The 13,945-nt window shown below is 39.1% G+C and carries 15 protein-coding genes; 8 read left to right on the forward strand and 7 right to left on the reverse strand.

Annotated elements, in window-relative coordinates; translation table 11 throughout:
* Positions 1-596 precede the first annotated feature (596 nt).
* The 6 genes from ABFG93_RS13360 to ABFG93_RS13385 form a co-directional block, all read right to left on the reverse strand.
* Entirely contained in the window at positions 597-1,670 is a 1,074-nt protein-coding gene (locus ABFG93_RS13360; protein ID WP_347548518.1) for a transposase, read from the reverse strand.
* Between the two features lie 19 nt (positions 1,671-1,689).
* Positions 1,690-2,169 (reverse strand): transposase family protein, encoded by a 480-nt coding sequence (locus tag ABFG93_RS13365; RefSeq protein WP_347548519.1) that lies wholly within the window; start codon positions 2,167-2,169, stop codon positions 1,690-1,692.
* Positions 2,170-2,818: 649 nt separating this feature from the next.
* Entirely contained in the window at positions 2,819-3,142 is a 324-nt protein-coding gene (locus ABFG93_RS13370) for an AMP-binding enzyme (RefSeq protein ID WP_347548520.1), read from the reverse strand.
* Between the two features lie 122 nt (positions 3,143-3,264).
* Entirely contained in the window at positions 3,265-4,335 is a 1,071-nt protein-coding gene (locus ABFG93_RS13375; protein ID WP_347548521.1) for an AMP-binding protein, read from the reverse strand.
* Complete coding sequence (locus tag ABFG93_RS13380) at positions 4,323-4,550, reverse strand: hypothetical protein (RefSeq protein ID WP_347548522.1); 228 nt, start codon at positions 4,548-4,550, stop codon at positions 4,323-4,325. The genes ABFG93_RS13375 and ABFG93_RS13380 overlap by 13 nt, the downstream gene beginning before the upstream one ends.
* Positions 4,551-4,588: 38 nt before the next feature.
* Positions 4,589-6,142, reverse strand: a complete 1,554-nt coding sequence (locus ABFG93_RS13385; RefSeq protein ID WP_347548523.1) for an acyl-CoA carboxylase subunit beta — start codon at positions 6,140-6,142, stop codon at positions 4,589-4,591.
* A 430-nt stretch (positions 6,143-6,572) separates the two neighbouring features.
* On the opposite strand from ABFG93_RS13385, the gene ABFG93_RS13390 reads away from it, so the two are divergent.
* The 8 genes from ABFG93_RS13390 (at position 6,573) to trxB (ending at position 13,116) form a co-directional block, all read left to right on the forward strand.
* Positions 6,573-6,842 carry a hypothetical protein gene (locus ABFG93_RS13390; protein WP_347548524.1) on the forward strand — a complete coding sequence of 90 codons (270 nt, stop codon included), beginning with the start codon at positions 6,573-6,575 and terminating at the stop codon, positions 6,840-6,842.
* Between the two features lie 300 nt (positions 6,843-7,142).
* Entirely contained in the window at positions 7,143-7,646 is a 504-nt protein-coding gene (locus ABFG93_RS13395; RefSeq protein ID WP_347548525.1) for a GNAT family N-acetyltransferase, read from the forward strand.
* Positions 7,647-7,851: 205 nt separating this feature from the next.
* Complete coding sequence (locus tag ABFG93_RS13400; RefSeq protein WP_347548526.1) at positions 7,852-8,196, forward strand: ArsR/SmtB family transcription factor; 345 nt, start codon at positions 7,852-7,854, stop codon at positions 8,194-8,196.
* Between the two features lie 7 nt (positions 8,197-8,203).
* On the forward strand, positions 8,204-9,502 hold the full coding sequence (locus ABFG93_RS13405; protein ID WP_347552840.1) for an arsenic transporter: 1,299 nt from the start codon (positions 8,204-8,206) through the stop codon (positions 9,500-9,502).
* A 35-nt stretch (positions 9,503-9,537) separates the two neighbouring features.
* Positions 9,538-9,960, forward strand: coding sequence for an arsenate reductase (thioredoxin) (gene arsC / locus ABFG93_RS13410; RefSeq protein WP_347548527.1), 423 nt, complete (start codon positions 9,538-9,540; stop codon positions 9,958-9,960).
* Positions 9,961-10,022: 62 nt separating this feature from the next.
* Positions 10,023-10,388, forward strand: a complete 366-nt coding sequence (gene arsD, locus ABFG93_RS13415; protein WP_347548528.1) for an arsenite efflux transporter metallochaperone ArsD — start codon at positions 10,023-10,025, stop codon at positions 10,386-10,388.
* Positions 10,389-10,399: 11 nt separating this feature from the next.
* Positions 10,400-12,124, forward strand: coding sequence for an arsenical pump-driving ATPase (arsA, locus tag ABFG93_RS13420; protein ID WP_347548529.1), 1,725 nt, complete (start codon positions 10,400-10,402; stop codon positions 12,122-12,124).
* A 44-nt stretch (positions 12,125-12,168) separates the two neighbouring features.
* Positions 12,169-13,116, forward strand: coding sequence for a thioredoxin-disulfide reductase (gene trxB / locus ABFG93_RS13425; RefSeq protein WP_431522004.1), 948 nt, complete (start codon positions 12,169-12,171; stop codon positions 13,114-13,116).
* A 228-nt stretch (positions 13,117-13,344) separates the two neighbouring features.
* Here trxB and ABFG93_RS13430 read toward each other — a convergent pair whose 3' ends face one another.
* Positions 13,345-13,605 (reverse strand): GlsB/YeaQ/YmgE family stress response membrane protein, encoded by a 261-nt coding sequence (locus tag ABFG93_RS13430; RefSeq protein WP_347552842.1) that lies wholly within the window; start codon positions 13,603-13,605, stop codon positions 13,345-13,347.
* Positions 13,606-13,945: the final 340 nt, after the last annotated feature.

Below are 13,945 nucleotides of genomic sequence, written 5' to 3' on the forward strand. Positions count from 1 at the left end.
ATCTACTGAGATTTTTGTAGAAAGTAATATGGTGAAACAGTATGGGGTGAATTGGGAAATTATTGCTTTTAAGGTTAACAAAAATAATTTAACAAGAAAAGAATTTAAGAGTCTTTATTTTCATGAATTAATCTCCTATATATTGTGTTTTGAATTTTTGGAAATACAACTCCAAGACAAATACATTAAAAGCCTTTTGAACCTAAACGATATCAGAAATAAAATTGCCCATGTTATTACTTAAATGACTGTGAAGTGAAAAAATTATATAGTTTACACTTTGAGTTAACTCGTGAATATATCTTTTATTAATAGTGATCCTAGTGATTCGCGGGGAAGGTTCGGTGAATATTGCCATTGATTATACCCAGTGTTGACATATTTTTGTTCCATCTTTGCCATCGTAAAGACTAACTTCCTATATAATAGACTCGCACTACACAGTGCAAGTTAATGGGTCTTTCTTTTGTAGGCGCATCAGGGTGAGGAAAGCGAGAAGTCCTGTTGTAAACGCTAAACTAGAGTGGTTCTTACGCTCTTTTGGTGAATTAATTGAACTTACTATATAGAATGTAGGAGATGTTTTTCTAAAATATCTACAATTGATAGAGAACACGGTTTCTTAAAACTTCAAATCCAGCGCGACCGTACATCATTCGTTTGATTGTCTTCAATCGATTGACATGGCCTTCAGTTACACCATTGCTCCAGGTTTCTTTTATACCCAATCTGATGGCTGAAATATCTTGTTCCATTCCATTAATAAAAGATTGAATATGATCGAACTCAACTTGACGATACCTCTCCATCCAGTTGCTTAATTGATCTGCCTTTTTCTTGCGCATCAACGTCCGAAACGAATTTACAAGTTGATCGAGTATCAGAATATAAGGGAACGTATTAGTTAGGTCAGGATGTAACTTTTCGAATCTATTCAAATGGTCTTTTGATTTAAAATCCCATATAATCTTCAATATCTTTTGCCTAAGTGACAGGACTTCTTGGTTTCCTTTATGATTTAACTGTTGTCTTTCTTGAGCTATGAGAGCATTCAATGTAGACCTTGCACCGTCAAATCCATTACTTCGACATACGTTTTCAATCTGATTGGCGGTTTGCTTATCTACCAGTAAGGAGCGAATGATCGGACGTATAGATTCAAAACGAGAACGGCGCGTATGTACGGGTTTTTTCTTTATTTTTAGATCCTGATAAACTGTTCCTCTTGAGATGCTTAATTTGTTTGCAATAGACGTCACAGTATACTTTTGTTGATGCAATTTCTGGACTTCTTTGATGCGGTTCCACCGTTTTTGCTCGTTATTCACTCGAGAGGCATCCGTTTTCCGGTGATTGGGAAACACTGATCGGTCTTCTTCGATCGGGATCTTCTGATTGTCAGGTGACCATCTTGATGGAATAACACGATAGATGGTTTTCTTAACGGCCTCAAACAATTGACTAAGAATATGCCATCGATCTGCAACCTGCAATATCTGTTCTGAAGCATTATGAACTGCTTTGGCATAACCCTTTGCTCCATCACGACTAATGAGCTCTGTTTCCGAGTGCTTTTTAAGCCATTTTGTCACATCTATATGTTTCCGACTATTTAAAAGGTCAACTGGTTTTTTCGTTTTCAAGTCAACGAATATCGTTCCATATGTCATTCTCTTTTTGAATGCAAAATCATCTATGCCCACGAAAGGGAGATGGGGTTACATCACTCACACCTTTTTTCACAAGCCGAAGCAAGGTGTCGTGACTAACAGGAATATGAAGAACACGGCAAACCTTTTCGGCAGTTAAGCAGTTATTAGAAAAAGCGATCTTTCGCATGACACCTTCTAACCTTTCCGTATATCTTTTATAAGGCTGCAGCCAGGATAGTCTTTGGGTAAAAACTTTCTTATGACAATCTGGTTGATCACAGAACCATTTATGAAGAAAAATCTGGATGTGAACACGGTATTGGGAAACGGGGAGATCTCGAACATGACGAGAGTATCTACTGTGAGGTCGGTTTGATAAAGAATCACAAGAAGGGCAGTGTGAAGAGGTCGACAAATCTTCAACAATAAAAAACAATTCATCGGCTGTTTGAGTTTGATGAAGAATTCGAACTTCTTCATCAAATCGAAAGATCTGTTCTTCAAAGAAGGAACACATCTATCACACCACCTTTGAGGGTTTTAGTCTACTATACCCCGAAAGTATTGATTAGAACCTTTCCCCAAAAGAGCGTAAGAACCACTAGAGTTAACAGTTTTCAACAAATAAGTTTTAACAGATTTCCACAAATAAGAGTCAAAGAAAATCAGGAGGCTAACATTATATTTATTAGCACATCTGGTTTTTTTGTTTTGTCTAAGCAAGTGAAGCAGCAGAACCGTCCCGGTGATTCTTTTTAGCTTAAAAATGTTGGGCTTTTTCACCAGTCTCGAACCGTGTTAGTAACGGTGATAAAATCCCTAATAACAACGGTACCAAATTCCCCGCTAATAACGGATAATCATTCTATTGTAAACGCTAAACTAGAGTTAGTGTTTCTTAGTCCTTTTGTATGCAGTTTCTTCTTGTTCTAATATCTCCTTTACAATAGACTCCGCTTTACTCTGAGTAAGGGAAGCATAAGCTTCCCATTTTTGATAAAGTAGGGATAACAATCAAATATCCTCCTTTGTTTAAAATAAGACTGTTCAGTAGAGAATGGCTACATCAAGATAGGTTGAATAATGGGCATTAAAGTCAATTTTGTTTTTCATCAATTTCAACATAGTGAACACGTTTTGGGGAGTAAAAAGAACCATTCGACATGCTACGAATCACAAGCCAGCTCCTCAGAAAGTAATTTTTTCAACTTAAACTTTTCAGTTTTATTCGTGGGTGTTCGTGGTAGGTCTTCTATAAAACGAACATGATTTGGTAGCATAAACAAGGGTAGTTCCCCTTTAAGGAATTGGATAATAGAGTCAGTTGTTTCATCTTCATTTGGTTTTAACACAATATAGGCCGCGATATCATCCTCATCACCTTCTTGCGCTGGAATTGGGAAAACGGCTGATACTTGGACAGACCTATGACTGTTAATTGCATCTTCTACCTGATAGGAGGATACATTTTCACCACGGTGTCTTATCACATCACCAAGCCGGTCAACAAAATAGTAATCAATCTCTTCATTTTTATAGGCAGCATCTCCGGTATGGAACCACTCATTTTGAAATGCTTTGTTAGTGGCATCAGGTTTATTGAAATATTCTTTCAGGATAAGAGATGGATATTTAGCTTTAAAAGCGAGTTCCCCAATTTCTCCCGGAGCGACTCTTCATCATTCTCATTCAGAATACATGCTTCCATAAAAGGTGAAGGGGCGCTCATATGTCCTTTCTTAAGCTTTGTTGAACCTTCTCGTAGTATTATGTTTACGTCCTTTGCTATTTCTTTTATTTGATTGTGCGTATACCCTTTGAACATGCTATTAGGTGTTCCTTTACCTTCTCCCAATTCTTCAATTATTGATACAAAACCATTGCCAGATTCGGTTTGGCCATATCCTGCAAAAACAAAATCAAATCCAAATCGCTTTGCAACTTCATGATGATAATGTGGGAGAGGTTGCATGTAAACTTTGTTTAAAGGGTTTTTGTGGTCATCCGCCTTTTCAACTGCCTTCATTAACCAGGGAATCATGACATCTAATAAGATAGCATTAGAAGCTCCGGATAAATGTATGCGCTTCCAAAAGTTAATTGGACTAAATTTATCCCAGACGGCGACCTTACAACCTACGAAGGATGCTCGTGCTACAAAAGCAAATGCACCGCCAACATGATAGAGTGGGAGGTCATTATAAACAATATCTTCCTGGTTATTAAAGAGTCTAAAGGAATGTGTGTAGGCATTCATCCAGCGATAGGACTGTACAACGCCTTTTGCAGGAACGGTGGTTCCAGAAGTATAAATGATATTGGCGGTGTCAGAGTAATGAACAGAGATCATAACATTTTCTGTATTACCATGAAGTAGGTCATCGAAAGGTACTTCTTTTGCAGGGTATTCAAATAAATACTTACTAAACTCGCTATTGTAATCGTAGTCTTGCTCATGTGGGGAGTGGACAATGAGTGAAGGAATGGTTACATATTGATTAATTTCATTGATAATAGGTAGCATTCTTCTTTCTGTAATTAAGAGTGCTGGTTCAGTATCATTAAGCTGATAGGTCAAAAGTCTTCCTGTATAGTTAAAGTTTATTGGGCAATATATGGCACCGGCCTTCCAAATACCAAACATAGCAAGAGTTGTTACAAGAGGATTTTTTAGAAAACCCATATTCTATCGCCCTTTTTAATTCCAGAGGAAATTAAATAGTGTGCAATCGAGTTAGTCATTTCATTGAATTTTTTATATGAGTAGCTTTTGTCGTTCTCCCCATAGTAAAAATAAATGTTGTTACCAATCTCGTCTGCCCAGCGTTCGAGTTGCCTTGTCACTATTTCTTGATCAGTATTAAGATTTTTCGAGAAGTGATCTGTTGTTCCAATCATAACCTCACCCCAAACAATATTATTGAAATGGTGAATCACTATGGCCTCATTGAGTGAAAAGAGTATCCGATCTGTTGTGGTAATAACTCATAAGCATCTTCTACCCATTCACATAACAGGGGACGTGTGTCACGTGGATCAATTATCTCTTCTATTCCAAATGCTTCAGCTGTGAGAAAAGGAGAACGTATACTTTCCATTTTCTCTAGTAAGGTATCCATTAAGTCTTTTGGATTATCGCTCTCAGAAAGCTCACGACGGAACGCAACTTGTATCCCACCTTCTATCGGCAAAGAGCCCCAGTCACCTGACGGCCAGGCATATCGCTTGTTTAGACCATGTCCATTTGTCATCCCTGCACCGCCTACCCCAAAGACTCTTCTAAGAATAATTTCAATCATTGGGACATTAGTTTGATAAATGGCTGAAATTGTTCGAACGCCCTTGCGTATTGTACCTTTCTTTTCTGAGTGAAGGCCAATCGACATCCCAGGTTGATCTACTAGATTAACGATGGGAAGATGAAAGGTTTGACACAGATCAACGAAGCGTTCAATTTTTTCACAACTCTCTGCTGTTAAAGCACCACCTCCAATAAATGGGTCTGAGGCTAGAAAGCCCACAGGGTGACCTTTTAATCTAGCAAGTCCTGTTAATGTTCCACCTCCAAAGAAGCGGCCAATTTCAAAAATTGAGTGATGATCAAAAATCATAGGGAGAATTTCTCTTATCTTATAAGGTTTTTTTCGATTTCTAGGGATCACAGATAACAATGAATCTTCTTTTCGATTTGCATCATCGATCGCTTCAGTAACAGGAGGTAATTTCCATACATTTGGCGGGAGGTAATTAAGGAATTTTTTAATCTGTTTGAATGCATCGTCCTCAGAGGAAGCGATGTTATCAATTGCACCACTTGACTTATGAACTTGTACACCTCCAAGTTCTTCTTTAGTAACATCTTCACCAAGCCCAGGCTTTACAATTGGTGGGCCAGCTACAAACAATTGAGATGTTTCTTCAACCATTATTGAGAAATGTGAGGCAGCTACTCTTGCTGCACCTAACCCCGCTACAGAACCGAGACAAGCAGCGACTACCGGGATAGTACCCATATTTTTAACAACATAATTCCAGGCAGGGTTTACAGGAACATAAGGGTAACCGGTATCATCAAGCATTTTTACACTTCCTCCACCGCCTGTGCCATCCACAAGCCGAATGAGTGGAAGTTGTAAGTCGTGTGCCATTCTTTCTGAATACTCCTGTTTTCCAAGTATGGCTCCATCAGCTGCACCACCCCGTACAGTGAAATCGTCTGCACCTACAACAACTTTTTGGCCGTTTATTCTACCTGATCCAAACAAGAAGTTACCAGGCCTGAAATCAGTTAGTCGTCCTTCTTGGTATGTAGCTTTACCGGCTAAAGTCCCTAATTCATGAAAACTTCCTTCATCTAATAAACGATCAATACGTTCCCTGACTGTATATTTTCCTTGTGAGTGGTGCTTTGCAATTCGTTCTTCACCCCCTAAAGCTTTCGTCATTTCTTCTCTTCTTCGTAATTCATCAACTTCTTTTTGCCATGACATTTTAGCTCCCCCCTTAAATAATGTATGAGTTGCGCAACCTCATGGATAAACTGACCAGTTAGTATGTTCACTTTCATTGTAAACATTATTTATCTGAAAATTCAAGTGAATATTAGTTTAGGTGAATCACGAGAATCACGGGGACGGTTCTCATGATTCTATACTGCAATAACAGCTTGAATAAATCCACGACTAGACCCAGCATTGCAATATTATTGATCCACCTTTGTCATTGTAGGCTTTTTGTGGTTAAGTATCAAAAACCATGGGCTATAGGAATAAAGGGAGCGGGTATTATCGTGCACTCATAATTGCAAACAACTGGCATGTTAAACAAACGTTTGATTGAATCCGCTTCTAAGAATGATTCCTCATGTTATGAAGGAAGTGATAGAATAAAAACGATCAACCACCTGACAGGAGAGTTAGAATGAAGCATAGAAAGATCCAGATGAACAAAAACTACGTCCCGCTCCCTAGTGATCTAGGAGATGAAATCTATCCAAACGGAATCTTTCATTTCAATATCACCAGGATGGTAGGGCACATCCATTCTGGAGTTCTTAACGTGGAAGAAGAAACGATTGATGTAAAGAAGTGGTTTATTAAATACACTCATGGAAAAATTAATGAAAACCATCTTCCAACGGTAGACGTAAGAATCACGGGGACGGTTCTCATGATTCACTTCAAAGTATAAACAGATTTCCACAAATATGAGTCAAAGAAAAACCAGGGTGCTAACATTATATTTATTAGCACACCTGTTTTTTTGTTTTGTGTAAGCAAGAGAATCAGCAGAACCGTCCCGGTGATTCCCGACTTTTTCTACTTTTAAATTAGAAAACATTCAGTTGCATACCGATAAGACGTGGAAAACTCTTGGTTTATTTATAGGATGCAGTTATGCTTTCGGCTTACTTATGACTTATGTAGGCATCCTTATAGGAAGGAATTAAACAGGAAGATTGTAATTGATTAAATTAAGAGAGGTGCTTCAATGAAAAGTCGTATCTATATTGATAAAATTGAGGAGGCAGACTGGAATCAAGTTAAAGCAATTTACCTTGAAGGAATTGCTACTCGAAATGCTACATTCCAAAATCACGCCCCTACTTGGAAAGAATGGAATGATAATCATCCAATTGAGTGTCGAATAAAGGCAAGTGTAGATAATAAAGTAATGGGATGGGCGGCTTTAAGTCGGGTTTCGAATAGAAGTGTGTATTCAGGAGTTGGCGAAGTGAGTGTTTATGTTCGTCAAAAAAGTAATGGAAAAGGAATTGGGAGTTTACTATTACAGAAACTAATTGAAGTAAGTGAAAAAATGGTTACTGGATGTTACAGGCTGGAATTTTTCCGGAAAAATATAAGGAGTCTCATGTTACATAAAAAATGTGGGTTTCGGGAAGTAGGGCGACGAGAACGTATTGGTAAGATGGAAGGGGTTTGGCGTGATACGATCTTGGTAGAAAGAAGAAGTAATAAAGTAGGGAACGCTTAATATAAAGTTAGAGTGCTAGTGGATAAATAGAAGAATTAAATAATCAAGCAATAGAGAATTGGTATAAAAAAGAAATTTATAGTAACCCTTTCATCAAATTATTTTTACTAAGGAGACATTGTGTGGGGAAGAAAAAAATCTGATTAATCCACACTTGCTAATATAAGTATATGCTTATATAATAGTTTTGGGCGGAGGTGATGATATGGAAAAAACACTGATTGAAGTAGAAACTGCAGCACAAGCGCTTAAGCTACTCGGTGATAAAACACGATTAACGATTATCGGACTTCTAAAAGACAATGAATGTTGTGTTTGTGAATTTGTCGAAGTATTGCAAATGAGCCAGCCAGCGATCAGTCAGCATCTACGAAAACTACGTGATGCAGGTCTTGTGAAAGAACAGCGTAAAGGGCAGTGGATTTTTTACTCGCTAAATCAATCCAGTGATGTTTATCCAATTATCGAAAGTGTCCTTGATCTTATCCCGGAACAAATGGATAAGTTAACAGAGCTAGAGAAAAAAGGATTGCGCATTAGTTGCGATTGATGGAGGTATTCGATTGACTTTATTAGCAACGCTTATATTTATTGCAACATTAGTTCTTGTTATATGGCAGCCGAAGAATCTTGGTATCGGTTGGTCTGCATGTGGTGGAGCCATACTAGCTCTCATAGTAGGAGTAGTTGATTTCCAGGATGTCGTTACGGTAACAGGCATTGTTTGGAATGCGACTTTTGCCTTTATTGCCATTATCATCATTTCACTTATTTTAGATGAAATTGGATTCTTTGAGTGGGCAGCTCTTCATATGGCAAGAGTGGCCAAAGGCAATGGTTTACGAATGTTTGTTTATGTGACATTGCTCGGTGCAGTGGTAGCCGCATTGTTTGCAAATGACGGTGCGGCGCTAATCCTCACTCCAATTGTTCTAGCAATGGTCAGAAATCTTAATTTCAAAGAAAAAATGATCTTACCATTTATCATGGCCAGTGGGTTTATTGCGGACACGACTTCACTACCATTAGTGGTAAGTAACCTTGTGAACATTGTTTCAGCTGACTATTTTGATATCGGATTTGTGGAATATGCTTCTAGGATGATTGTTCCGAATTTATTCGCTTTAGGAGCAAGTATCCTGGTACTCTACTTGTATTTCCGCAAGGATCTTCCTGGAAAATACGATGTCGAACAGTTACGGGTGCCACAAGAAGCCATACGAGATCATAAGATGTTTCGGCTTTCCTGGGGTGTCCTTGGGATCCTTCTAGTTGGCTACTTTTTAAGTGAATTTATACAAGTTCCTGTTTCGATTATCGCGGGGGTTGTCGCTATTGCATTCCTGCTTATCGCAAGAAAGAGTAGCGCTGTAGAAACAAAGAAAGTTATTAAAGGCGCACCATGGGCGATTGTTTTCTTCTCAATCGGCATGTATGTAGTTGTTTATGGACTGCGGAATGTAGGTTTAACTGACATTCTTGCTGATGTGGTTCAGGGAGCAGCAGATCAGGGGCTATTTATTGCCACTATTTCAATGGGCTTTATTGCAGCGATTCTTTCATCCATTATGAACAATATGCCAACAGTGATGATTGACGCACTGGCTATTGATGCGACCACTACAACGGGAAGTATAAAAGAAGCCTTAATTTATGCCAATATTATTGGTTCAGATCTTGGTCCGAAAATTACACCGATTGGCTCCCTAGCTACACTGTTATGGCTCCATGTACTATCGTTAAAAGGTGTGAAGATCTCATGGGGGTATTACTTTAAAATAGGTATCATTTTAACCATTCCCACACTATTTATCACACTTACAGGATTATACATCTGGCTACTCATTATTTCGTAACAACACAAAACCAATACAAAAAGGAGTTTTACCTTATGTCTAAAAAACCTATTATCTATTTCCTATGCACTGGAAACTCTTGCCGAAGCCAAATGGCTGAAGGTTTTGGTAAAAAATATCTTGGTGACAAATATGAGGTGCATTCAGCTGGAATTGAGGCTCATGGTTTAAACCCAAATGCTGTAAAAGCAATGCAAGAAGTTGAAATTGATATTACCAATCAAACTTCTGATGTCATAGATTCTGAGTTATTAAACAATGCCGATTTTGTGGTTACCCTTTGCGGTGATGCAAATGACAAGTGTCCTATGACACCTCCACATGTGAAGCGTGACCACTGGGGATTTGACGACCCTGCCAAAGCAGAAGGAACAGATGAGGAAAAATGGGCGTTTTTCCAACGAGTTCGTGATGAGATTGCTGAACGTATCCAACGTTTTGCTGCTGAAGGTAAATAAAAGTCTAAGAAAGCCGAGAAGACTCTCGGCTTTCTTTCTAACTACTGAAGGAGGAATTCAAGTTGAAAATTGAGATTTATGACCCTGCAATGTGCTGCTCAACGGGTGTTTGTGGTCCGGGAGTTGATCCTGAGTTAACTCGAATAGCTCATTACATGTCTGTTTTAAAGAAACATGATATGGATATCCAACGCTTCAACCTTTCTAATGATACAGCTGCTTTTGTTCAACATCCGGTTGTTCGAGAACTGCTTCAAACAAAAGGCGAACAGGTGCTACCACTCGTATTGGCAGATAATGAAATTGTGAAAATAGGTGAATATCCTAACGCAAATGAACTGGCTGAGTGGACTGGTTTAGATGTGAAACTGCTCGAAAAAGATAAAGAAACGAAGAACTTTACTATTACACTGAATCCAATGGATTAAGGAGTTTTTCTATGTTTGAAACTTTTCATCCATCAAAATTGCCTCTTACTCCCTATTTATTTTTCACTGGTAAGGGCGGTGTTGGAAAGACCTCAACAGCTTCAGCCACCGCCATTGCTCTAGCTGATAAGGGGAAGAATATCCTTCTTGTAAGCACGGATCCTGCATCAAACCTTCAAGATGTTTTTGAAATGGAATTAACGAATGACCTCACCAATGTTGAAACGGTTCCTAACTTATCCATCGCGAATCTGGATCCCGAGGAAGCTGCGCGTATCTATCGAGAAAAAGCCATTTCTCCGTACCGTGAGACCCTTCCATCATCTGTCCTTGAGACAATGGAAGAACAAATGTCTGGCGCCTGTACAGTTGAAATAGCAGCATTTGATGCTTTTACAAGCTTTTTGTCTGACAATACGATGCTCAATCAATTTGATCACATTATTTTTGATACAGCACCAACCGGTCATACGTTGAGACTACTCCAACTTCCTGCAGCATGGTCAGGTTTTATTGCACAAAATGAAAACGGTGCATCCTGTTTAGGGCCATTGTCCGCCCTTGATAATAAGAAGAAACAATATGATGAAGCAGTTTCTTCCCTGTCTTATAAAACTTTAACGACACTTTGCCTTGTAACTCGTCCTGATGAGACAGCTACATATGAGGCTGAAAGAGCATCGATTGAGTTGTCTCAGGTGGGTATCACGAATCAGATTTTATTAATGAATGGCGTTCATGATCATTACCTTGAAAGTGACCATGTCTCTACTGCTTTTTATGATCTTCAGCAAAACGCCATTCAAGGATTGTCAGATTACTTAAAAAAGATACCTACTTATAGCCTCCCACTTGTTCCTTATTCGTTAACGGGGGTTGAGAACTTGCAGAACCTATTTACAGGCGACACGTTTCTTCTAAAAGAGGAGCTCAATCATTTTGAATGGAATACTTCGAATGGACTTGATGATGCAATTAACACCTTCTCTACACGACAAACAGGTATTATTTTTACGATGGGAAAGGGTGGCGTTGGAAAAACAACTGTTGCCTCAACTGTTGCGCAAGGTTTAGTAGCCCGTGGCCATCGAGTTCATCTAACCACCACAGATCCGGCAGATCACCTTAATTTCAGTCTGAAAAACCAGGAAAAAAGTGATCGACTTGTCGTGAGTAACCTCGATCCCAAAAAAGTGGTAGAGGAGTACAAAAGGGAAGTGCTATCTGAAGCAAGTGATTCTCTCAGTGAAGATGAGTTAGCCTATCTAAAGGAAGATCTTGAATCACCATGTACGGAAGAAATCGCCGTTTTTCGTGCATTTGCTGATATAGTTGAGAGTTCTTCGACTGAATTTGTAGTGATTGATACGGCACCTACTGGACACACATTGCTACTGCTGGATGCAGCAAAAGCCTATCATAATGAAATCCAACGTTCATCTGGAAACGTTCCAGATGCGGTTAAGCATCTTCTACCAAAGCTTCGCGATCCAAATGAGACACAAATTTTGATTGTGACCTTGCCAGAAGCCACCCCTTTTTATGAAGCAAAACGATTACAGGAAGATCTATTACGAGCTGACTTACACCCAACCTGGTGGATTGTGAATCAAAGTTTCTATATGACAAATACAAGTGATCCAATCCTAAAATCAAAAGCGCTGTCAGAAATTCCTTGGATGAATCAAATCGAAAGAACAGCCAACCGAATGGCGATAATTCCGTGGCAAACGTAACCTAATCCACTCGATTAGAGCGAGTTTGAAAGTGAGGAATGGAAATGATTCATAAAGCAGTTATTTTAGGAACCGGTCCAGCAGGTTTAACAGCTGCCATTTATCTGGCGAGAGCAAATATGGATCCAATTGTCATTGAAGGCCCTGAACCAGGTGGTCAATTAACGTTAACCACAGAAGTAGAAAACTTCCCAGGGTTTCCAGATGGGATTATGGGACCTGAATTAATGGATAATATGAGAAAACAAGCTGAACGTTTTGGAGCAACTTTTAAGAGGGGATGGATCACAGATATTGATACGTCTGATCGTCCTTTTCTGATCAAAGCAGATGGACTAGATATTAAATCTCAGTCTGTGATTATTTCGACAGGTGCATCAGCCAAACTTCTTGGAATTGCAGGAGAGAAAGAGAACATTGGCAAAGGGGTAAGTACATGTGCAACCTGTGACGGTTTTTTCTTTAGAGGGAAAAAAGTCGTCATCATTGGTGGTGGAGACTCAGCCATGGAAGAAGCAAATTTCCTAACAAAGTTTGCAAGTGAAGTTCAGGTTGTTCATCGAAGAAATGACCTTAGGGCTTCAAAAATAATGCAGGATCGAGCCCGAGATAACGAGAAAATCACCTGGGGATTAAACAAAACGCCGATTGAAGTGCTTTCAGGTGGAAAGAAAGTTACTGGGTTAAAGGTAAAGGAAAACGATTCAGATAAGGAAGAAGTGATTGAGACTGATGGGATTTTTGTAGCCATTGGTCACCGTCCAAACACCAGTTTTCTTCATGGAAAAGTCCAGACAAATGAAACTGGCTATATTGATGTTAAACCTGGGACAACGAAAACGAGTGTTCAAGGGATATTTGCTTGTGGAGATGTACAGGATCAGCATTACCGTCAAGCGATTACAGCTGCAGGTACAGGATGTATGGCTGCGATGGATTGTGAAAGGTATCTAGAAGGTGATGCTTCGATTGACTGGAGTCAGACTTTATAGGAATCGATTCACTTCAAAGTAAGACAGATTACCACAAATAAGAGTCAAAGAATAACCAGGGTGCTAACCATTCTTTTGATTAGTTCTGTGTTTTGTAAGAATGTGAATCAGCAGAACCGTCCCGGTGATTCCCTAAATAAAAAGAAAGAAGCGCATTCCTTTCGCAGAATTGCGCTTCTTTGCCCTTACCTCTAACATAAAATTCAAATATCATGCTTTTGTTGAAGGTTAGGTTTCTCTTTTGTTGCGACTTTTTCCCATGATATAGCTCACAATTAACACTAAGATGATTGAGCCTATAATAGCTGGGATAACGTTAAACCCACCAATATCCGGCCCCCAACTACCTAATATTAGCGTACCTAACCAGGCACCAACAAATCCAGCAATAATATTTCCAATAATTCCACCAGGAACATCTCGACCAGTGATTACGCCAGCAAGCCAACCAATAATACCACCAATGATCAAACTCCATATTAGTCCTATGGAAAACACCTCCTATAATTGTTTCATCTTTCTGTATTGTTTTATCCTAAGAGAAGTAATACTATTCGTGTCTACAACTCATTAGCTGTTATAAAAAGGACTTTGGCTCACAAAGTCTTTTTAAGCCTCTGGAAGGTCAACGCAAAGATGAATGACTCACAGGAATCGCGGGGACGGTTCGAGACTGGTGAAAAAGTCCAACTTTTTTACAAAGAAAAATGATAAAAGAAAAACGAGCCTCTAGAATCGCTTCTAAGTCTCGTTTGCTATACGGCGAGACATTTTAGTCCCCCTTAAAAAGCTTATTTTTGGAAAGTGACTACTTTTTCTCTGGTCTCGT

The sequence above is a fragment of the Pseudalkalibacillus hwajinpoensis genome (assembly GCF_039851965.1).
GTDB lineage: Bacteria > Bacillota > Bacilli > Bacillales > Guptibacillaceae > Guptibacillus > Guptibacillus hwajinpoensis_E.